Origin of the sequence: Thioalkalivibrio sp. ALMg9, from assembly GCF_000380625.1 — a bacterium.
GTDB lineage: Bacteria > Pseudomonadota > Gammaproteobacteria > Ectothiorhodospirales > Ectothiorhodospiraceae > Thioalkalivibrio > Thioalkalivibrio versutus.
This window is the reverse complement of the sequence record NZ_AQYC01000008.1, coordinates 125,579-143,930: the sequence shown is the minus strand read 5'-3', so window position 1 is coordinate 143,930 and position 18,352 is coordinate 125,579. Positions and strand designations below refer to the sequence as shown.

Here is an 18,352-nt window from a genome sequence, read left to right as displayed (position 1 = left end):
CGATGTGCGGTCTGGTTGCAGGCATTGGCGAACGAAACCTGGTCCCCGTCCTGGTCGAGGGTCTGCATCGCCTGGAATACCGGGGGTATGACTCCGCTGGCGTGGCCGTGGTCAACGACTGCGGCCTCTCGGACCTGCGTGCCATCGGCAAGGTTGCGGCCCTGGAGCAACGGATCGACGCCGCTGGGCTGGAGGGGCCGGTGGGCATCGCTCACACCCGCTGGGCGACGCACGGGGCTCCCACCGAAGAGAATGCCCATCCCCACCGTTCGCGCGACGGCCGCGTGGCCATCGTGCACAACGGCATCATCGAGAATCACGGCGACCTGCGTTCCCGGCTCGACGCTGCCGGCTGGCCCTGCGTATCCGCGACCGACAGCGAGGTGATCGCCCATCGTCTCGAGCAGGCCCTGGCACTGGGTTCGTCGCCGCTGGATGCGATGCGCAGCGCCTGTGCCGAACTTCAAGGTGCCTACGCGATCGCGGCGGTCTTTGCGGACTTCCCCGACGAATTGATTGTTGCCCGTTCCGGGAGCCCGGTCCTGCTGGGCCTGGGCATTGGCGAGACCTTCGCCGCCTCCGACGTGCAGGCGCTGCTTCCGGTCACCCAGCGTTTCGTCGACCTGGAAGATGGAGACATTGCCCGGCTCACGCGCGACGGCGTCGAGATCCACGACGCCGCCGGAGAACGCGTCGAGCGCGGTATCCGCGAGAGTCGGTGCCAGGCGAGCATCGCGGACCGGGGCGAGTACCGCCATTTCATGCTCAAGGAGATCTACGAGCAACCCCACGCCCTGGAAGAAACCCTGTCGGGGCGCCTGGGCGAAGCCGGCATCCTCGAGAACATCCTCGGACCGGGCAGCGACGAGCGCTTGGCCGATGTCGCCGCCGTGCAGATCGTTGCCTGCGGAACGAGTTATCACGCCGGCATGGTCGCGGCCCACTGGATCGAGGAGCACCTGGGTCTTCCGGCCCGAGTCGAAGTCGCCAGTGAATATCGCTACCGGCGCCACGTCCTCGCCCCGGGCACCCTGCTGGTGGTGATCTCGCAGTCCGGCGAGACCGCCGATACCCTGGCGGTCCTACGTCAGTCCCAGGACGAGCCGTTCCTGGCGCGGCTGGCGATCTGCAACGTGCCCGAGAGCACGATGGCACGGGCGGCCGACCTGGTCCTGATGACCCATGCCGGACCCGAGATCGGCGTCGCATCCACCAAGGCGTTTACCACCCAACTGGCGGCTCTGGCCATCCTGGTCCTGCTGCTGGGTCAGGTCGCCAGCGCCGCCCGTATGCCCGCCGCCGCGCGGGCCGATGCGGTCGCGGCCCTGCGCAGTCTCCCCGATCAGGTGGCCCGTATCCTCGCGCTCGACACGCCTATTGCGCGGATCGCCGAGGGTCTTCTGGAGCGCCAGCATGCGCTGTTTCTCGGGCGTGGGGCCTATTTCCCGATTGCCCTGGAAGGCGCGCTGAAGCTGAAGGAAATCTCCTATATCCACGCCGAGGCCTACCCCTCCGGCGAGCTGAAACACGGTCCGTTGGCACTCGTGGATACCGAGATGCCGGTCGTGGCCGTCGCCCCGGACGATGCCCAGCTGGAGAAACTTTCCAGCAACCTGCAGGAGGTACGGGCCCGGGGCGGGCAGCTGATCGTCATTGGCGAATCCAACGCCGCGCGCGCGCTGGAACCCGAGGACACCTGGGTCGGTCTCCCGCAGAACGAGGCCCTCAGTCCCTGGCTGGCTCCGGTTCTGTTCACGGTCCCGCTTCAGTTGCTGGCTTACCATACGGCCGTGCTGAAGGGCACCGATGTGGATCAGCCGCGCAACCTCGCCAAATCGGTGACCGTGGAATAGTGTGCGGCGCCCCAACCGTTCATTCCATCAGGAGACGCTTGTATTCGTGCCCCGGGTTCGCTAGATTTTGGTGCGCTTGAATAACCTGTCACAGGAGCACCTTATGGATCAGCAAGAGCTCAACAACCGCTGCGTCACCCTGTTCCAGTCCCCGCGAATCCAGACCAAGCTGTGGAACCCCCGCATGTTCTGGGAAGTCGGCCGCAAGCTGAACACGAACCCGGACGAACTGACAGAGCCGAAGGTCGACCTGTGCGAGCTGGAAGTCATGCTCTCCGCCGCAGCCTACGAGCCGTCGAAATGCGCCGACAACCTGAACCAGCGCGAGGCCGGCCGCGCCGACTTCATCCGTCGCGCGGTCCAGTCCGGCCAGCGTCCGTTCCTGCGCCGCGCGGCCTGATCCACGCCCGGATCATCGCCCGCCAGGACCCGGCCTCGCGCCGGGTCTTTTCGTTTGGGGTCGCGACACCTGCTTGTTCGTCACCGAGGACACGGGGCAGACAGACATCCACTGAGGTGCACGTCATGGCAGTGGCAATGCCGGGCAATCAAATGACCGGCAAGTAGCGGTGCATCCGGCCCCGGCCAGTTCCGTGGGTCGGTCCCAAATAGAGGGTCAGGCCATGTGCGTCACCCTGGCCTTTGTCCGTGTCCTTTGTGCTTCGCCCGTCTTGAGCCTCATCGTGGGTGTCCACGAGATCGTCCCTTACTGGCCCCTGGCCTCCAGCCAGAAGGTCACCGGGCCGTCGTTGGTCAGACTGACCTGCATGTCCGCCCCGAAACGCCCGCTGGCCACGGGTTCATGGCGTTGGCCTGCCCGCCGTACCAGCCAATCGAACAGCGCTGCGCCATGCTCGGGGCTCGCCGATCCGGAAAAGCTCGGTCGCATCCCCTTGCGCGTATCGGCTGCCAGGGTGAACTGGGGCACCAGCAGCAGCCCGCCACCGGTCTCGCCCAGGCTCCGGTTCATTCGGCCCGCCGAGTCCGCGAATACCCGGTAGCCCAATAGCCGGTCGAGCATCCGTTCCGCGCTCGCCTCGGTATCGTTCGGCTCCACGGCCACCAGAGCCACCAGGCCGCTCCCGATCGCCCCGACGTCCTCCCCGTCGATGGTGACCCGCGCCGCGCTTGCGCGCTGGATCAGTGCGATCACGCCTGCCCCCGTCCAGTGCCGGGCTCGATGTGCCCGGACAGTTCCCCTGCCAGTCGGTCCGTGGCTGCGACCAGTCGGCGCACGATGCCCGGCTCCGCCGCCGAGTGGCCGGCGTCCGGTACGATCTCCAGCTGCGCCTGCGGCCAGGCCTGGTGCAGGGCCACCGCCTGGTTCACCGGACACACCACGTCGTAGCGGCCGTGCACAATGGTGCCGGGAATCCCCTGCAGCCGGCCGGCATCGCGCAGCAGCTGGTCGGGTTCCAGGAACGTCTCGTGAACGAAGTAGTGGCACTCCAGCCGGGCCAGGCTCACGGCCACATCCGGCGCCTCGAAGTGCGCAATTACGTCGTGGTTCGGGATCAGACAGGAGGTGCGCCCTTCCCAGCTCGACCAGGCGCGGGCCGCGGCCTCGCGCACCGCGCGATCGTCGGCGGTCAGCCGCCGATAATAGGCACCTACCATGTCCTCCCGCTCGCCATCCGGGATCTGTGCCTCGTAGTCGGCCCAGGCCTCCGGAAACAACCGGTCCGCGCCCGACTGGTAGAACCATTGGATATCCTGCGGGCGGCACAGGAAGATCCCGCGCAGCACCAGGCCCAGGATCCGCTCCGGGTGTTTCTGGGCATACGCCAGCCCGAGGGTCGAGCCCCAGGACCCGCCAAATACCACCCAGCGTTCGACCCCCAGGTGCTCGCGCAGGCGCTCGATGTCTGCGACCGCGTGCCAGGTCGTGTTCGCCTCGAGGCTTGCGTGCGGGGTCGAGCGTCCGCAGCCGCGCTGGTCGAACAGCACGATGCGGTAGCGTTCCGGATCGTAGAAGCGGCGGTGCCAGCTTTCGCAACCCGAGCCGGGCCCGCCATGCAGAAACACGACGGGTATCCCCTCCGGATTGCCGCATTCCTCGAAGTACAGCTCGTGGCCGTCGCCAACCTGCAGGCGCCCCATGCCGTGGGGCTCGATCTCGGGATACAGCGCGTCCATGGAAGCCCTCCGGGCAAAACCCCGAGTGTCGCCAAAACGCAGCGTGGGCGAAACCCTTCGGGCTCTTCCCGCAACCGCCGATCCGGCCCTACTCCGGGTCCTCGATTACCCGCCCGCGATAGACCCGCCGCTTGTGCGCAGGCCGGTGTTCTCCCTGGGCCCCGTCTTCTGGTTGCGTCTTCGCGGGTGAGGGTGTTCGTAGATACCCCGTTCCCTCCAGCTGACTGCGCAGGGTCAGCGCCGCCGCCTCGACCATGCTCGACTGCGAGCGGGCAGCGTAATCAAGGATGGCCTCCATGAAATCCGGGTCGCTGACCGAAAGCCGTGCTACCGCGGGGAATTCGGCGCGCAGGTTTCGCCGAAGTTCGGCGGCCAGGCTGAGGCTCTTGCGGTCGTGCATCGGGTCCCCCGGGTGGACGTAGGTTTCTCCGTCTTCATGCAAGCGGGGTGCCACGGCGAGACGCCCGCCATTCGCCGCCCCGGTGCCCCCAGGTCGCAACCCCTGCCCTGTGCGAGAGCGACGGGTGTTCATCTCTGGTGCACGGGAGGCGCGGTGTGCACCGAAATCCTCCGCCACCATTGCGGGTTGGGCTTGCGTGCAGCCGACCGCCGGCCTATGTTGCGGGCCCATGGAGACACCCGCCGTTCCCGCCTCGATCCGCCGCCTCGCCGGGCGCGCCATCGCCGACTTCGACATGGTCCGCGAGGGCGACCGCATCCTGGTGGGCCTGTCCGGTGGCAAGGATTCGCTGACCCTGCTGTGGCTGCTGCACAACCTCGCTCGGCGGGCCCCGGTGCACTTCGAGGTGGGGGCGGTCACGATCAACCCCGAGATCGAGGGATTCGAGCCGCAGCGGCTGATGGATTACCTGGGCAGCTACGGCATCCCCTATCACTTCGTGTCCGAGCCCATCGCCGAGCTGGCCGATGCGCACATGGACAACGACTCGTTCTGCTCCTTCTGCTCGCGCATGAAGCGCGGCCTGATGTATCGCACGGCGCGCGAACACGGCTACAACGTACTGGCGCTGGGCCAGCACCTCGATGATCTCGCGGAGAGCTTCATGATGAGCGCCTTCCATGGCGGCCAGCTGCGCACCATGAAGGCCCACTACGCGATCGACGCCGGCGACCTGCGGGTCATTCGCCCGCTGGTCTACGTGCGTGAACGCCAGACCCGCGACTTTGCCGACGCCGCGGGGCTCCCGGTGATCCTCGACAACTGCCCCGCCTGCTTCGCCATGCCCACCCAGCGCGAGCACATGAAACAGCTGCTGGCGCAGGAGGAGGCGCAGCACCCGCGACTGTTCCGCAACCTGCGCACCACACTCAAGCCCCTGATGACCGAGGGTGGCATTCCTCCGCGCGATCCACCGCCGAGCGCGGCCGCAACCACCGAATCCGCAGTGTCCGAACATGGCCCGACGTCGGCATCTGCGTGATCGCCTGATCGGGGTGGGCCTGCGCCTGCTGGCGCGCCTCCCGCTGCGCGTGAACCACGCCCTGGGCGGCGCGGTCGGGGCGCTGGTGTGGTACCTGCCCACCCGCGCGGCCCGTATCACCCGCATCAATCTGGCGCTGTGCTTTCCGGAAAAGGACCCGGCGTGGCGGCGGCGGGTGGGGCGGCGCTCCCTGATGGCGATGGGCCGGGCCCTGACCGAGTCCCCCTGGCTGTGGCAGTCGCCTCCGGAGAGCCTCGAGACCCTGGCCGTCCAGCCGCCGCAGTACGCGCGCCTGCGCGAGCGCTCCGCCGGTCGGGCGTTGTTCCTGTGCGCCCCGCATCTCGGTTCCTGGGAATTCGCCGGACTGCATGCCGCTTGCCACGGGCCGATGGCCACGCTGTACAGCCCGTTCAAGACCCCGGAGGTGGACCGCTGGGTGCGCGAGGCCCGTGCCTCCACCGGGGCCGAGCTGGCCCCGGCCGATCGCAGTGGCCTGCGCATCCTGCAACAGGCCCGCGACCGCGGCGAGATCATCGGCATCCTGCCGGACCAGAGCCCCAAGGGCGCCTCGGGCCAGCACGCCTCGTTTTTCGGGCGTCCGGCCCTGACCATGACCCTGCTCCCGCGCCTGCTGCGCGGGCGCGCGGATCACGTGGTATTCCTGTTTGCCGAGCGTCTGCCCGGGGGCCGGGGCTATCGCTATCACGAGGTCGTGGCCGGCCCGGAGGTGGCCGATCGCGATTTTGCCCGGGCGGCCGCGGCGATCAACCGCCACGTGGAGACCCTGGTCCGGCGCTGTCCCGAGCAGTACAACTGGGCCTACAAGCGCTTCAACCCAGCGCCCGCGGGCTGGCCCGATCCCTATCGCCGGGGGGCGCCCGAGTAACCTCCCGCGCGGTAGCTCTCCGCGCATGGCCGGCCCGCGCATGGCCGACCCGCGCATGGCCGACCCGCTGAGCGGGTCGCGTCAGAGGATGTAGCGGGACAGGTCCTCGTCTTCCGCCAGGTCGCCGAGGCGTTCGTCGACGAAGGCGCGATCCACGATCACCGGGCCTTCGACATCCGGGGCGCGGTAGGCGACGTCCTGCAGAAGGCGCTCCAGCACGGTATGCAGACGGCGGGCGCCGATATTCTCGGTGCGTGCGTTCACGTCAAAGGCGATTTCGGCCAGACGGCGCACGCCCTCTTCCTCGAAGCGCAGCTCCACGCCCTCGGTCTTCATCAGCGCGGTGTACTGCTCGGTCAGCGAGGCGGTGGGCTCGGTCAGGATGCGCACGAAGGCATCGGCCGACAGGGCGTCCAGCTCCACACGGATGGGCAGCCGGCCCTGCAGCTCCGGCACCAGGTCGGACGGCTTGGACAGGTGGAAGGCGCCGGAGGCGATGAACAGGATGTGGTCGGTGCGCACCATGCCCAGCTTGGTGGAGACGGTGGTGCCCTCGATCAGCGGCAGCAGGTCGCGCTGCACGCCCTCGCGGGAGACCTCGCCACCGCCGGTCTTCTCGCTGCCCTTGGCGACCTTGTCGATCTCGTCGAGGAACACGATGCCGCTTTGTTCCACGCGCTCGATCGCCTTCAGCTTCAGCTCTTCTTCATTGACCAGGCGCGCGGCCTCTTCCTCGATCAGCAGCTTGCGCGCCTCGGCGATCTTCAGCCGCCGCGACCGGGTCTTCTGCCCGCCGAGGTTCTGGAACATCGACTGCAGCTGGCTGGCCATCTCTTCCATGCCCGGGGGCGTCATGATCTCCACGCCCTGCGGGTTCTGCGAGACCTCGATGTCGATCTCGCGTTCGTCCATGTCCCCCTCGCGCAGGCGCTTGCGCAGCTTCTGGCGGGTCTCGCTGTTGGCGTGGTCCGGCTCGGACTCGGTGAAGCCGGCATTGCGTGGGCTTGGCAGCAGGGCGTCGAGGATGCGCTCCTCGGCGGCGTCCTCGGCCTTCAGGCGGTTTTCCTTGATCGCCTCGTCGCGCAGCTGTTTCACCGCGGCCTCAGCCAGATCGCGGATGATCGACTCGACATCGCGCCCGACATAACCGACTTCGGTGAACTTGGTCGCCTCGATCTTGATGAACGGGGCGTGGGCCAGTTTCGCCAGACGCCGGGCGATCTCGGTCTTGCCCACACCGGTCGGGCCGATCATCAGGATGTTCTTGGGTGTGACCTCCGGTTGCAGCTCCGGCGGCAGCTGGCGGCGGCGCCAGCGGTTGCGCAGGGCAACGGCGACGGAGCGCTTGGCGTCGTCCTGGCCGATGATGTAGCGGTCCAGTTCCTGGACGATCTCGCGGGGGGTCATGTCGGTCATGGCAAATGGGCCTTGGTCGAATCGCTTGGCGCCGGGTCGCGTTACTCCGCGTCCAGGCTCTCCAGGGTGATGTTGTGATTGGTGTACACGCAGATATCGGCAGCGATGTTCAGGGACTTCTCCACGATATCGCGGGCTGGCAGATCCGTGTTCTGCAGCAGGGCCTGGGCGGAGGCCTGGGCGTAGGGGCCGCCGGACCCGATTGCGATCAGTGCATGCTCGGGCTCGATCACGTCGCCATTGCCGGAGATCACGAAGGAGTTCTCGCGGTCGGAGACCGCCAGCAATGCCTCCAGCTTGCGCAGGGCGCGGTCGGTACGCCAGTCCTTGGCCAGCTCGACGGCGGCGCGGGTAATGTTGCCGGAGTGTTTCTCCAGCATCCCTTCGAAGCGTTCGAACAGGGTGAAGGCATCGGCGGTGCCGCCGGCAAAACCGGCGAGGATGCGATCATGGTAGACGCGGCGCACCTTGCGCGCGTTGCCCTTCATCACGGTGTTGCCAAGGGAAACCTGGCCGTCGCCCCCGAGGGTGACGGCGCCGCCCTTGCGGACGCATACGATGGTGGTGCCGCGAAACTGTTCCACGGATCTCTCCTGTTACGGCTGAGTGTCATGGGGCACGGTGTTGGGTTGCGGCGGCCCGGGATCGTTCACCTGGTGGGTGGGATCCTCGCCGAATCAGTCTCTCCGGCGGGCCCGCGGATGGGCGGCATCATACACCTGTGCCAGGTGCTGATAGTCGAGATGGGTATAGATCTGGGTGGTTTCAAGGTTGGCGTGGCCGAGAAGTTCCTGGATCGCCCGCAGATCGCCACTCGACTCCAGCAGGTGACTGGCGAAGGCATGGCGCAGACGGTGCGGGTGCAGGCGCACATCCAGCCCGGCGCGACGGCCGGCCTCGGCGACCCGGCGTTGCACCGCGCGGTTGCCGAGGCGCTGGCCTCGGCGGCTGACGAACACGGCGCGCTCGTCCGCTGTGGCCCAGTCGCCCCGGCATTTCAGCCAAGTGCGCAGCGCATCGCGTGCCACACGCCCCACCGGGACGCTGCGCTCGCGCCGGCCCTTGCCGAGCACGCGCACCAGCCCGGAATCCAGGTCAAGGTCGGTCAGATCCAGTCCGGTCAGTTCCGACAGGCGCAGCCCGGACGAATACAGCAGCTCCAGCATCGCCTGGTCGCGTGCCGCCAGGTTGGGTTCGATGCCCTCCGCCGGGGTCAGCGCCCGCTGGGTCTGGTCGACATCGAGATCGCGCGGCAGGGGGCGCCCGGCACGCGGGCCGCGCATGCCGGCGGCCGGATTGGCCGGCATGCGCCGCTGTTCGACCTGATAGGCGAAGAAGCCGCGCACGGCGGACAGGAAGCGCTGGATCGAGCGCGGGTGGCGGCCCTGGCGGGCCAGCTGTCCGGCGATGCGCCGCATGTCGGCTGCCTTGAGGGCATCCCAGGGGCCGTTATGCAGCCCGCGCAGGCGGGCCAGGTCGCGCCGATAGGCCTGTACGGTATGCGGCGAATGGCCGCGAATATCGCTCAAATGGGCCAGAAAGGCCGCGATATCCGCATCCTGCTCGGGTGCGTCAGGCAGCGGCGTGGGCCCGCTCGACATGGCAGCGGATCGATTCGGCCAGCAGGTCGCCGATGTGGGTGACGAAGTACGTGCCCATGTCGGGCTCGAAGCGGTCCGCGGATTCGCTGGCCAGGCCAAGTACCCCGATATGGTCGGATTCATTGCCCAACGGCATCAGGATGGCCGAACCGATCTCCTCGGCGTCATCGAACAGCACGTCCAGCATCTCGGCCGGGACGCGACCGCATTGGGCCTTGCCGCGGCTGAACAGCGGGTCGAAGGTGGCCAGCTCGCTGGTGGTCAGCGCATGCAGGTCGTCGACCTCGCGGTGGGCCAGGCGGATGCTGACGCGTTCCGCGCCCAGCTCGTTGCGCAGGGCGTCCTGGGTCAGCGCCAGCACGGCGTCCAGGTTCTCGGCGCGCATCAGGGTCTTGGCCAGTTCGTGCAGGTGCTGGCCCATGCGCTCGTTGTCGCGGGCACGCTCGACCAGCTCGCCCATGTGCTGTTCCATGGCGCGGTGCTTCTCGCGCAGCAGGGCGACCTGGCGTTCCAGCAGGGACACCGCGCCACCGGTCGGGTGCGGCAGGCGCAGTATGTCCAGCAGCGGCAGGTGGTCCTGGAAGAAGTCGGGATGCTCGCGCAGGTAGGCCTCGACGTCGGCCGCGCTGATCGTGCGGTCTTCCGGAGCCCGGGTCTTGGGGGTCTTGGTTTTTGCCGCAGAGGCGTTGGAGGATTGCTGCCCAGTCATAGATCGATCCAGCCGTTGAATACCGTGGTGGCCGGCCCGGTCAGCCAAACCGGAGCCTCGGCCTGTCCGGTCCAGCTTAGCACAAGGGTCCCGCCCGGCAGGGTCACTTCGAGGTTGTCGTCGACCAGTCCGCGGCGTCGCAATACGGCCATCGCGGCGGCCGCGCCGCTGCCACAGGCGAGTGTCTCGCCGACCCCGCGTTCGAACACCCGCAGGTCGACATGTCCGCGGTCGCACAGTGCGGCGAACCCGACATTGACGCGGCGCGGGAAGCTTGCGTGGCGTTCGATGATCGGGCCGATCTCGTGGACCGGTGCGCTGGCCACGTCGTCGACCAGGATCACCGCATGCGGGTTGCCCATGGAGACCGCGCCCAGGGTGATCGAGTGGCCCTGCACATCCAGCGTGTAGGCATCGGCCTCGGCCTCGGCGAGCAGCGGGATGCGCGCCGGTGCGAACTCCGGCCGCCCCATATCCACGCGCACCTGCTCGTCGTCCTCGACATGCAGCACGATGCGCCCGCCGAGGGTCTCGACCGGGATCTCGCGGGCCTCGGTCAGGCCCTGCTCGCGGACGAAGCGGGCGAAGCAGCGCGCGCCGTTGCCGCACTGCTCCACCTCGGAGCCATCGGCATTGAAGATGCGGTAGCGGAACAGCGCCTGCGCCGGATCGCCCGGTGGCTCCACCAGCAGGATCTGATCGCAGCCGATGCCGAAGTGGCGATCGGCCAGGTGACGCAGCGTTGGCTCGTCGAGCCGCACGTTCTGACGTATGCCGTCGATGACCACGAAGTCATTGCCCAGGCCGTGCATCTTGGTGAAGTCCAGGCGCATCAGGCGGTCTCCGGCAGGTGGCCGACAATGGTCATGTGGCGATCCGAGGTGATGGTCACCGTGAAGCCCTCGATCCCGGCCGCTGCCAGCTGTTCGCGTACCTCGTCGGGCGTGAAGGCGGCATGCAGGGAGTGCTCGAAGTCGTGGCGCAGCACCGGCGGCGCGTCGGCGGCGTACTCCGCGACCAGGGCCCGGACCGTCTCGGTCGTATCCGGCCGTCGCAGGTCCATGATGAACACCGCCGCGCCGGGCGCGCCGTCACGCGCAATGGTTTGCCACAGAGCGGCCGGGTCATGCAGGTGATGCAGCAGGGAGTTGCTGATGATCGTGGCATATGGCGCGCGCGGTCCGCGCGCCTCTGGCAGGCAGCCTTCGGCCAGATGCACCCGGTCCGCGGCTGGGTGCCCGGCCATCAGCGCGTCGCCGGCCGCCAGCATTGCCGGGGCGCCGTCGAGGCCGTCGACCTCGCAGTCGGGGTAGCGCGTGGCGAAGCGCAGCGAGACATCGCCCGGGCCGCAGCCCAGGTCCAGCACCGGCCCGGTCACGGGCCCGGGAAAGGCCTCGGCGAAGGCGTCGACGAAACCCTCGTGCGGGGCGGCGAAGTCGGCCTCGGCATAGGCACGGGCCTGCTCCGGCTCCAGCATCAACTCCGGCTCCGGGCGCCGCGGGATCACGGCTCGACGCTCCCTGACGGGTCCTGGTCCTCCGGATCCCGGGGCAGCATGCTTTCGCGCATCATCAGGTGATCGACCTGCTCGCGGCGGTTGATGATCTGGAAGTGGTCGCCGTCGACCATTACCTCCGGCGGGCGCGGGCGCGAGTTGTAGTTGCCGGACATCACGTAGCCGTAGGCGCCGGCCGAGCGCACCGCGAGCAGGTCGCCGGCGGCCAGCGCAAGCTCGCGTTCGCGGCCGAGGAAGTCGCCGGTCTCGCAGACCGGGCCGACGATGTCGTAGGTGCGGGTCTCGGTGTCGCTGCGCGGTACCACCGGGACGATTTCCTGCCAGGCGCCGTACAGGGCCGGGCGCAGCAGGTCGTTCATCGCGCCGTCGACGATCGCGAAGTCATGGGCCTCGGTGTGTTTCAGGTATTCCACCCGGGTCAGGAACACGCCGGCATTCGCGGCGATTGCGCGCCCCGGTTCCAGCAGGACCTTCAGCGGGCGATCGCCCAGGACCTCGCGCAGGGCGCTGGCCCAGGCATCCGGTTCCGGTGGGGTCTCGTCGCGGTAGCGCACGCCCAGCCCGCCGCCGACATCGATATGTTCCAGCTCGACGCCGTCTGCGGCCAGTTCGTCGACCAGTGCCAGTACGCGCTTGAGCGCGTCGGTGAATGGGTCGATGCGGGTCAGCTGCGAGCCGATGTGGAAGTCGACGCCGGTTGCTTCCAGGTGCTGGCTGTCGCGCACCCGGGCATACAGCGCCGGTGCCTCCTCGATGGCGACGCCGAACTTGTTCTCGCGCAGCCCGGTGGCGATATAGGGATGGGTCTCGGCGTCGACGTCCGGATTTACCCGGATCGACACCGGGGCCAGGACACCCATCTCCATGGCGACGGCCTCCAGCCGGTCCAGCTCCGGGGCGGATTCGACATTGAAACAGTGGATGCCGACCTCCAGGGCCCGGCGCATCTCGGCGGCGGTCTTGCCGACCCCGGAGAACACGACCTTCGCCGGATCGCCCCCGGCGCGCAGCACGCGCTCCAGTTCGCCGCCGGAGACGATGTCGAAACCGGCGCCCATGCGCGCCAGCACATTCAGTACGCCCAGCGCGGAGTTCGCCTTCACGGCGAAGCAGACCTGGTGCGGGGTGCCGATGAGGGCCTCGCTGAACGCGCGGAAGTGGCGCTCCAGCGTGGCGCGGGAATACACGTACGCGGGGGTGCCGACCAGCTCTGCAAGGCGGTCCATTGCTACGCCTTCGCAGAACAGGGTGCCGCGGTGGTAATCGAAGTAGTCCATTCAGCGCCGCTCCTCGGTTTCGTCGTCATCGGGCAGATAGAGATCGCCCTTCTGACCACAGGCGGAGAGCATCTGCATCGTGCCGAGCACGACGATCACGGCAATCAGGAGCCACTGGGCCTTGCAGGAGAACATGGGTCGGATCCGGGGTTCGTTGCATCAAGAGGCGATAGTGTGCCATTGATACGCCCCTGGCTTCAGGTGCTAGCGATAGATGCTGCGGTATCTGTCCGACGAAATTTACCCGATCGTGAACGGCGATGATTCGTTCATCAATGATTCAGCCAGGTTTGGGACGATGCATCTGCGAGACCAGCAAAAGACCACTGAAGCTGGTCAGGGGGCGGAGCCCGATCCGCAGGGAATAGAGACCTGCCGCTCGCCGTCCAAAGCAACAGGCGTCACCGCGGTTCGCCGCCAAGACGTCCCGGATAATCCGGATCTGACCCACAAGATGAGAGGAGATCATCCATGATTAGCACCAAGCGCCGTGTCTTCCTGAAAGGCACTCTCGCCGCCGGTACTGTCGGTGTCGCCGTCGGGGCCGGTCTGCTCGCCCCGAGCAAGCTGCTCGCCGCCTGGCCGTCCGAGGCCTTCGGCGCCGAAGGCCTCGAAGCCGCCTTTGAAGCCGTCACCGGCTCCAGCGACATTGCCGATGGCGACGTCACCCTGAGCGCCCCGGAAATCGCCGAGAACGGCGCCGTGGTTCCGGTGTCGGTCGAATCCAGCCTGGACAACGTGACCGAAATGGCCGTGTTCGTCGAGCTGAACAACCTGCCGCTGGTCGCACATTACGTGCTGGCCGATGGCGCGCATGCGAACATCTCTGGCCGTATCCGCATGGGCGAGTCCTCCAACGTGATCGCCGCCGTGAAGTCCGGCGACACCTGGTACAAGACGGTTCAAGAAGTGAAGGTCACGGTCGGTGGCTGCGGCGGCTAACGCCGACCCCCAACCGCTGATCCGAACACTACTGGAGGTTTAAGATATGTCTATCCGAGTTCGCGCCCAAGAAAGCAACGGCGTTATCAATATCCGTGCGCTGATGAGCCACGACATGCTCGTCCCCGACGACGACGGTGGCCCGCACTTCATCGAAACCGTGGAAATTGCGCGCAATGGCGACACCGCCATTACCGCCAACTGGAACTACACCGTCTCCCGCAACCCGTTCCTGCAGTGCGAGATCGACGGCGCCGCCGGTGACACCGTGACCGTCTCCTGGACGGACAACAAGGGTGAATCCGACTCGACCGACGTCGAAGTGCGGTAAAAAGAGGGTTCCCACTCTCTTTGAAGAAGCCGGGGCTGGTCCCCGGCTTTTTTGTGTCCGGTCATCGGGTGTCTGTGGTCAGCGTCTCTCTGGCGTGGACTACACTCCAGACAGGTCCATGCCGAGCGCACCGCCATGTCCCCGGATATCCCCGCGCCCCGTGAAGCCGATCCGGCCCTGCGCCCGGCGCTGCTCCTCGAGCCCCACCAGCCCCTGTGGCAACGCCTGCCCCGGCGCGACGCCGCAGGCCGCCGGCTGGCGGACTTCATGATGCTGATCCCCGGGCTGCGCCAGCGTCCGCGCTCCGAACTCCATGCCCGGGCGCGCGCCATCGAGCGCGTGTTGAACAGCTATGGGGACGATATCGCGTTCGTCGAGCTGAACCTGAAGCTGAACACCCTGTGGGTCTCGTTGACCGCGCGGCCAGGGCTTTGCACTGAAGTGCCGGGGGCGATCCAGGCGGTGGTGCCCGAGGCGTTATTGGTGGGGCCGAAGCTGACCTCCGGCATGTAGTGGCGGGGGTGAGGCCGCTGTCCGCCCCGACGCTGCTCTAGGGAAACACTGATTAATGTGCACGCTCGCGCTCGAGTCGCTTTTGCGTGCGAACAAGGCGCGGTGACTGCCGTGCAGTCATTCTGCACAAGGGAGCCGTAACGCTGTGCGCGCGCAAAAGCGGCCGAGCCCCTGCTTTCAATGGCTTGTGGGGTTGGCACCCCAGGTTCCCCGATCCTGCGTTGCACCGCTTGCGGGTAGAACCCTACCCGTTGCACGGCGCGCCTTGTCTCGGAAAACCTGGGGTGCCAACGCGAGTGTGTACATTGATCAGTGTTTCCCTAGCGTGAATAGGCCCGTGTTTCCCTGTGTCATACCGGGCGACGGCCAGCCTTGCTACACTGACCTTTTACCGTGCCCGAACCGGAACATGACTGAACGTACTGCATCTGTCCGCCGCGACACCCTGGAGACCCGGATCGCCGTCGAGTTGAACCTCGACGGCACCGGCCAAAGCCATCTTGAGACCGGCATCCCGTTCCTCGACCACATGCTGGACCAGGTGGCCCGTCACGGCCTGGTGGATCTCGACGTGCGCGCCGAGGGCGATCTGCATATCGATGCCCATCACACGGTGGAGGACGTCGGGATCACCCTGGGGCAGGCGCTGGCCAAGGCCCTGGGGGACAAGAAGGGTATCCGCCGCTATGGCCATGCCTATGTCCCGCTGGACGAGGCCCTTTCACGGGTGGTCATCGACTTCTCCGGGCGTCCGGGGCTGGAGATGCACGCGGATTTCCGCCGTTCGCACATCGGCGAATTTGATGTGGACTTGTTCCACGAGTTCTTCCAGGGCCTGGTCAACCACAGCTGGATGACCCTGCACATCGACTGCCTGCGTGGCGACAACGCGCATCATGTCGCCGAGACCATCTTCAAGGCCTTCGGGCGCGCCCTGCGTGTGGCGGCGGAGTTCGATCCGCGCTCCGCGGGGATCACGCCGTCCACCAAGGGCAGTCTGTAACGGACCAACGGACGAGACCCGGCCATGGAAACTGTTGCCGTCATCGATTACGGCATGGGGAATCTGCACTCGGTCGTGCGTGCACTGGAGCACGAGGCCGCGGGCGACCAGCGCGTACTGCTGACCGACGACCCCGAGACCTTGCGCGAGGCCGACCGGTTGGTGTTTCCCGGCCAGGGCGCGGCCGGGGACGCCATGCAGGCGCTGTCGAATCGCGGGCTCGACCGGCTGCTGCCGGAGCTGGCGGCCGACCGCCCGTTCCTGGGCCTCTGCCTGGGCCAGCAGATCCTGATGGACGCCAGCGAGGAGAGCGGCGGCGTCGACCTGCTGGGCATCCTGCCGGGCCGGGTCGCGCGCTTTCCCGCCATGGAGGGCCCGGATGGCCGGCGCCTGAAGATCCCGCACATGGGCTGGAACCGCGTGCTGCCGGCGCAGGAGCATCCCCTGTGGCACGGCCTGCCGGAGACCCCGTGGTTTTATTTCGTCCATAGTTACCGGGTGCAGCCCGAGCGCGAGGCCGATGTCGCCGGGCGCACCGATTATGGCGAGACCTTTGCCTCGGCACTGGCGCGGGGCTCGTTGTTCACCATGCAGTGCCATCCGGAGAAGAGCGCCGCCTGCGGGCTGCGTCTGCTGCATAACTTTCTGCGCTGGGACGGTGACGGTCCCGGGGCGTCGTGAGGAGTCGAAGATGCTGGTCATTCCCGCAATCGATCTGAAGGAAGGCAAGTGCGTTCGCCTGCGCCAGGGGAACATGGACGATTCCACCGTGTTCGGCGAGGACCCGGTGGAGATGGCGAAGCGCTGGGTCGATGCCGGGGCCGAGCGGTTGCATATCGTTGATCTCGACGGCGCCTTTGCCGGTCAGCCGCGCAATGCCAAGGCGGTGCACGCGATTGCCAAGGCCTTCCCCGACCTGCCGATCCAGATCGGCGGTGGCGTGCGCGACGAGGACACGGTTCAGGCCTATCTGGATGCCGGGGTCGAATACGTGATCATCGGTACCCGCGCGGTCAGCGCGCCGCACTTCGTGAACGACCTGTGTCTGGAATTCCCCGGCCGTATCATCGTCGGGCTGGATGCCAAGGACGGCAAGCTGGCGGTGGATGGCTGGTCCAAGCTGTCGCACCACGACGTGATCGACCTGGCCCAGCACTTCGAGGCGGACGGCGTGGTGGCCTTCGTCTACACCGACATCGCCCGCGACGGGATGATGAAGGGCCCCAACGTGGAGGCTACCGCGCGCCTGGCGAGCAACGTGCGCGTGCCGGTGATCGCCTCCGGCGGCATCAGCTCGCTGGACGACCTGCGCAACCTCGCAGCCCGCGAGGACGAGGGCATTACCGGCGCCATCGTCGGCCGGGCCTTGTACGACGGCGCCTTCACCCTGGAGGAGGCCCGCAAGGCCCTCGCAACCTGAGATGCTCGCCAAGCGCATCATTCCCTGTCTGGATGTCGACGCCGGCCGCGTGGTCAAGGGTGTCAACTTCGTCGGCATCCGCGATGCCGGGGACCCGGTGGAGATCGCCCGGCGCTACAACACCCAGGGTGCGGACGAGATCACCTTCCTCGACATCACCGCCTCCAGCGACGACCGCGAGACCATCGTGCACGTGGTCGAGGCCGTCGCGCGCGAGGTGTTCATCCCGCTGACTGTGGGTGGTGGCGTGCGCGCCGTCGAAGACATCCGCCGCCTGCTGAACGCCGGGGCCGACAAGGTCTCCATCAACACCGCCGCGGTGCACCGGCCCGAGCTGGTGCGCGAGGCCGCCGACTGGGTCGGCAGCCAGTGCATCGTGGTCGCGATTGACGCCAAGCAGGTCAGCACGGGGAATGAACCACCGCGCTGGGAGGTCTTTACCCACGGAGGCCGCCGCGAGACCGGGCTGGACGTGGTCGAGTGGGCGCAGCGCATGGAGTCTCTGGGGGCCGGCGAGATCCTGCTGACGAGCATGGATCGTGACGGCACCCGTATCGGCTTCGACCTGCCCCTGACCCGCGCGGTCAGCGATGCGGTCGGCGTGCCGGTGATTGCTTCGGGCGGGGTCGGTGAGCTGCAGCACCTGGTGGAGGGCGTGACCGAGGGCCATGCCGATGCCGTGCTGGCGGCCAGTATCTTTCACTTTGGTCAGCACACGGTGGGCGAGGCCAAGGACGCAATGGCGGCGGCCGGTGTCCCGGTGCGGCCGAACGATGCCGAGGTGGCCGCGCAATGACCGATTCGACTCCCGCTCGTCCGAGTGGTGCCGAGGTGCTTTCCGCGCTCGCCGAGGTGATCGAGCAGCGTCGCCAGGCCGACCCGGAGCAGTCCTACGTGGCGAAGCTTCACGCGCGCGGGCTGGACGAGATGCTCAAGAAACTGGGCGAGGAATCGGCGGAGACGCTGATTGCCGCCAAGAACGACGACACCGACGCCCTGGTGTCGGAAATGGCCGACCTGTGGTTTCATGCCCTGGTGGTGCTCGCGGCCCGCGGACGGCACCCGGACGATGTCCTCGATGAACTGGGCCGGCGTTTCGGTCTGTCGGGCGTTGCCGAGAAGGCCGCGCGCGAAACCAGTGGTCGCCGGTCCGACCATTCGTAGCGTGTACATTGATCGGTCTTTCCCCGGGGGCCGCATTTAGTCGCCGGCCGTAAAGCGTTCGTTCATGTGGCGCGGCTACACTGCAATCACCGCGCCCTGTCCGCGAAGAAACAGCGACTCCAGCACGAACGCCCACAGTGGCC

At 67.4% G+C, this 18,352-nt stretch carries 24 protein-coding genes; 13 read left to right on the top strand and 11 right to left on the bottom strand.

Features of this window, described 5'->3' with window-relative positions:
* The first annotated feature begins 2 nt into the window (after window positions 1-2).
* Together glmS and F792_RS0105935 are read left to right on the top strand one after the other, a co-directional pair.
* A complete protein-coding gene (gene glmS / locus F792_RS0105940; protein ID WP_018168787.1) occupies window positions 3-1,853 on the top strand; it encodes a glutamine--fructose-6-phosphate transaminase (isomerizing) in 1,851 nt (616 codons plus the stop codon).
* Window positions 1,854-1,956: 103 nt separating this feature from the next.
* Window positions 1,957-2,253, top strand: a complete 297-nt coding sequence (locus F792_RS0105935) for a hypothetical protein (protein WP_018144945.1) — start codon at window positions 1,957-1,959, stop codon at window positions 2,251-2,253.
* A gap of 306 nt (window positions 2,254-2,559) precedes the next feature.
* Here F792_RS0105935 and dtd read toward each other — a convergent pair whose 3' ends face one another.
* From dtd to F792_RS0105920, 3 genes are all read right to left on the bottom strand, one after another.
* A complete protein-coding gene (dtd, locus tag F792_RS0105930; RefSeq protein ID WP_018144944.1) occupies window positions 2,560-3,006 on the bottom strand; it encodes a D-aminoacyl-tRNA deacylase in 447 nt (148 codons plus the stop codon).
* On the bottom strand, window positions 3,003-3,989 hold the full coding sequence (gene pip / locus F792_RS0105925; protein WP_018168786.1) for a prolyl aminopeptidase: 987 nt from the start codon (window positions 3,987-3,989) through the stop codon (window positions 3,003-3,005). The genes dtd and pip overlap by 4 nt, the downstream gene beginning before the upstream one ends.
* An 88-nt stretch (window positions 3,990-4,077) precedes the next feature.
* Window positions 4,078-4,389 (bottom strand): hypothetical protein, encoded by a 312-nt coding sequence (locus F792_RS0105920; RefSeq protein ID WP_018168785.1) that lies wholly within the window; start codon window positions 4,387-4,389, stop codon window positions 4,078-4,080.
* A 229-nt stretch (window positions 4,390-4,618) separates the two neighbouring features.
* Between F792_RS0105920 and F792_RS0105915 the strand changes: the two genes are divergently transcribed.
* Window positions 4,619-5,431: a tRNA 2-thiocytidine(32) synthetase TtcA gene (locus tag F792_RS0105915; RefSeq protein ID WP_018168784.1), complete on the top strand. Its 813-nt coding sequence runs from the start codon at window positions 4,619-4,621 to the stop codon at window positions 5,429-5,431.
* Complete coding sequence (locus F792_RS0105910) at window positions 5,406-6,317, top strand: lysophospholipid acyltransferase family protein (RefSeq protein ID WP_018168783.1); 912 nt, start codon at window positions 5,406-5,408, stop codon at window positions 6,315-6,317. The genes F792_RS0105915 and F792_RS0105910 overlap by 26 nt, the downstream gene beginning before the upstream one ends.
* A gap of 81 nt (window positions 6,318-6,398) precedes the next feature.
* Here the strand turns inward: F792_RS0105910 and hslU are convergent, their stop codons facing one another.
* The 8 genes from hslU to F792_RS14530 form a co-directional block, all read right to left on the bottom strand.
* Window positions 6,399-7,733 carry an ATP-dependent protease ATPase subunit HslU gene (gene hslU / locus F792_RS0105905; RefSeq protein ID WP_018168782.1) on the bottom strand — a complete coding sequence of 445 codons (1,335 nt, stop codon included), beginning with the start codon at window positions 7,731-7,733 and terminating at the stop codon, window positions 6,399-6,401.
* A 41-nt stretch (window positions 7,734-7,774) separates the two neighbouring features.
* Window positions 7,775-8,317 carry an ATP-dependent protease subunit HslV gene (hslV, locus tag F792_RS0105900; protein ID WP_018168781.1) on the bottom strand — a complete coding sequence of 181 codons (543 nt, stop codon included), beginning with the start codon at window positions 8,315-8,317 and terminating at the stop codon, window positions 7,775-7,777.
* A gap of 93 nt (window positions 8,318-8,410) precedes the next feature.
* The gene (gene xerC / locus F792_RS0105895; RefSeq protein WP_018168780.1) at window positions 8,411-9,334 is read right to left on the bottom strand and encodes a tyrosine recombinase XerC; all 924 of its coding nucleotides are present in this window, start codon (window positions 9,332-9,334) and stop codon (window positions 8,411-8,413) included.
* Entirely contained in the window at window positions 9,306-10,043 is a 738-nt protein-coding gene (locus F792_RS0105890) for a DUF484 family protein (protein WP_018144936.1), read from the bottom strand. The genes xerC and F792_RS0105890 overlap by 29 nt, the downstream gene beginning before the upstream one ends.
* On the bottom strand, window positions 10,040-10,876 hold the full coding sequence (gene dapF, locus F792_RS0105885; RefSeq protein WP_018168779.1) for a diaminopimelate epimerase: 837 nt from the start codon (window positions 10,874-10,876) through the stop codon (window positions 10,040-10,042). The genes F792_RS0105890 and dapF overlap by 4 nt, the downstream gene beginning before the upstream one ends.
* A complete protein-coding gene (locus F792_RS0105880; protein ID WP_018168778.1) occupies window positions 10,876-11,550 on the bottom strand; it encodes a trans-aconitate 2-methyltransferase in 675 nt (224 codons plus the stop codon). The genes dapF and F792_RS0105880 overlap by 1 nt, the downstream gene beginning before the upstream one ends.
* Window positions 11,547-12,836, bottom strand: a complete 1,290-nt coding sequence (gene lysA, locus F792_RS0105875; protein ID WP_018168777.1) for a diaminopimelate decarboxylase — start codon at window positions 12,834-12,836, stop codon at window positions 11,547-11,549. Before lysA ends, F792_RS0105880 begins: the two co-directional genes overlap by 4 nt.
* Complete coding sequence (locus F792_RS14530; protein ID WP_018144932.1) at window positions 12,837-12,971, bottom strand: lipoprotein; 135 nt, start codon at window positions 12,969-12,971, stop codon at window positions 12,837-12,839.
* 79 nt (window positions 12,972-13,050) lie between these two features.
* On the opposite strand from F792_RS14530, the gene F792_RS14885 reads away from it, so the two are divergent.
* The 9 genes from F792_RS14885 (at window position 13,051) to F792_RS0105830 (ending at window position 18,209) form a co-directional block, all read left to right on the top strand.
* Window positions 13,051-13,311 (top strand): hypothetical protein, encoded by a 261-nt coding sequence (locus F792_RS14885; protein WP_196799401.1) that lies wholly within the window; start codon window positions 13,051-13,053, stop codon window positions 13,309-13,311.
* Window positions 13,308-13,778 (top strand): thiosulfate oxidation carrier protein SoxY, encoded by a 471-nt coding sequence (gene soxY, locus F792_RS0105865; protein ID WP_018144931.1) that lies wholly within the window; start codon window positions 13,308-13,310, stop codon window positions 13,776-13,778. The genes F792_RS14885 and soxY overlap by 4 nt, the downstream gene beginning before the upstream one ends.
* A gap of 46 nt (window positions 13,779-13,824) precedes the next feature.
* A complete protein-coding gene (gene soxZ, locus F792_RS14125; RefSeq protein ID WP_018168776.1) occupies window positions 13,825-14,109 on the top strand; it encodes a thiosulfate oxidation carrier complex protein SoxZ in 285 nt (94 codons plus the stop codon).
* A 135-nt stretch (window positions 14,110-14,244) separates the two neighbouring features.
* Window positions 14,245-14,622, top strand: a complete 378-nt coding sequence (locus F792_RS0105855; RefSeq protein WP_018168775.1) for a hypothetical protein — start codon at window positions 14,245-14,247, stop codon at window positions 14,620-14,622.
* Between the two features lie 409 nt (window positions 14,623-15,031).
* Window positions 15,032-15,625: an imidazoleglycerol-phosphate dehydratase HisB gene (hisB, locus tag F792_RS0105850; RefSeq protein WP_018144928.1), complete on the top strand. Its 594-nt coding sequence runs from the start codon at window positions 15,032-15,034 to the stop codon at window positions 15,623-15,625.
* A 24-nt stretch (window positions 15,626-15,649) separates the two neighbouring features.
* Entirely contained in the window at window positions 15,650-16,306 is a 657-nt protein-coding gene (gene hisH, locus F792_RS0105845; protein ID WP_018168774.1) for an imidazole glycerol phosphate synthase subunit HisH, read from the top strand.
* 10 nt (window positions 16,307-16,316) lie between these two features.
* Window positions 16,317-17,045 (top strand): 1-(5-phosphoribosyl)-5-[(5-phosphoribosylamino)methylideneamino]imidazole-4-carboxamide isomerase, encoded by a 729-nt coding sequence (gene hisA, locus F792_RS0105840; RefSeq protein ID WP_018144926.1) that lies wholly within the window; start codon window positions 16,317-16,319, stop codon window positions 17,043-17,045.
* A 1-nt stretch (window position 17,046) separates the two neighbouring features.
* Window positions 17,047-17,841, top strand: coding sequence for an imidazole glycerol phosphate synthase subunit HisF (gene hisF / locus F792_RS0105835; protein WP_018144925.1), 795 nt, complete (start codon window positions 17,047-17,049; stop codon window positions 17,839-17,841).
* Window positions 17,838-18,209, top strand: coding sequence for a phosphoribosyl-ATP diphosphatase (locus F792_RS0105830; protein ID WP_018168773.1), 372 nt, complete (start codon window positions 17,838-17,840; stop codon window positions 18,207-18,209). Before hisF ends, F792_RS0105830 begins: the two co-directional genes overlap by 4 nt.
* The last annotated feature ends 143 nt before the right edge of the window (window positions 18,210-18,352 follow it).

What these genes read in the sequence shown, in the direction of transcription:
- hisF (WP_018144925.1), top strand. Translation starts at nt 17,047, where the DNA reads ATGCTCGCCAAGCGCATCATTCCCTGTCTGGATGTCGACGCCGGCCGC.
- soxZ (WP_018168776.1), top strand. Translation starts at nt 13,825, where the DNA reads ATGTCTATCCGAGTTCGCGCCCAAGAAAGCAACGGCGTTATCAATATC.
- hslU (WP_018168782.1), bottom strand. Translation starts at nt 7,733, where the DNA reads ATGACCGACATGACCCCCCGCGAGATCGTCCAGGAACTGGACCGCTAC.
- pip (WP_018168786.1), bottom strand. Translation starts at nt 3,989, where the DNA reads ATGGACGCGCTGTATCCCGAGATCGAGCCCCACGGCATGGGGCGCCTG.
- glmS (WP_018168787.1), top strand. Translation starts at nt 3, where the DNA reads ATGTGCGGTCTGGTTGCAGGCATTGGCGAACGAAACCTGGTCCCCGTC.
- F792_RS14885 (WP_196799401.1), top strand. Translation starts at nt 13,051, where the DNA reads ATGCTGCGGTATCTGTCCGACGAAATTTACCCGATCGTGAACGGCGAT.
- soxY (WP_018144931.1), top strand. Translation starts at nt 13,308, where the DNA reads ATGATTAGCACCAAGCGCCGTGTCTTCCTGAAAGGCACTCTCGCCGCC.
- hisB (WP_018144928.1), top strand. Translation starts at nt 15,032, where the DNA reads ATGACTGAACGTACTGCATCTGTCCGCCGCGACACCCTGGAGACCCGG.
- F792_RS0105890 (WP_018144936.1), bottom strand. Translation starts at nt 10,043, where the DNA reads ATGACTGGGCAGCAATCCTCCAACGCCTCTGCGGCAAAAACCAAGACC.
- F792_RS0105830 (WP_018168773.1), top strand. Translation starts at nt 17,838, where the DNA reads ATGACCGATTCGACTCCCGCTCGTCCGAGTGGTGCCGAGGTGCTTTCC.
- F792_RS0105915 (WP_018168784.1), top strand. Translation starts at nt 4,619, where the DNA reads ATGGAGACACCCGCCGTTCCCGCCTCGATCCGCCGCCTCGCCGGGCGC.
- F792_RS0105920 (WP_018168785.1), bottom strand. Translation starts at nt 4,389, where the DNA reads ATGCACGACCGCAAGAGCCTCAGCCTGGCCGCCGAACTTCGGCGAAAC.
- hisA (WP_018144926.1), top strand. Translation starts at nt 16,317, where the DNA reads ATGCTGGTCATTCCCGCAATCGATCTGAAGGAAGGCAAGTGCGTTCGC.
- dapF (WP_018168779.1), bottom strand. Translation starts at nt 10,876, where the DNA reads ATGCGCCTGGACTTCACCAAGATGCACGGCCTGGGCAATGACTTCGTG.
- lysA (WP_018168777.1), bottom strand. Translation starts at nt 12,836, where the DNA reads ATGGACTACTTCGATTACCACCGCGGCACCCTGTTCTGCGAAGGCGTA.
- F792_RS14530 (WP_018144932.1), bottom strand. Translation starts at nt 12,971, where the DNA reads ATGTTCTCCTGCAAGGCCCAGTGGCTCCTGATTGCCGTGATCGTCGTG.
- F792_RS0105935 (WP_018144945.1), top strand. Translation starts at nt 1,957, where the DNA reads ATGGATCAGCAAGAGCTCAACAACCGCTGCGTCACCCTGTTCCAGTCC.
- F792_RS0105910 (WP_018168783.1), top strand. Translation starts at nt 5,406, where the DNA reads ATGGCCCGACGTCGGCATCTGCGTGATCGCCTGATCGGGGTGGGCCTG.
- F792_RS0105855 (WP_018168775.1), top strand. Translation starts at nt 14,245, where the DNA reads ATGTCCCCGGATATCCCCGCGCCCCGTGAAGCCGATCCGGCCCTGCGC.
- hisH (WP_018168774.1), top strand. Translation starts at nt 15,650, where the DNA reads ATGGAAACTGTTGCCGTCATCGATTACGGCATGGGGAATCTGCACTCG.
- xerC (WP_018168780.1), bottom strand. Translation starts at nt 9,334, where the DNA reads ATGTCGAGCGGGCCCACGCCGCTGCCTGACGCACCCGAGCAGGATGCG.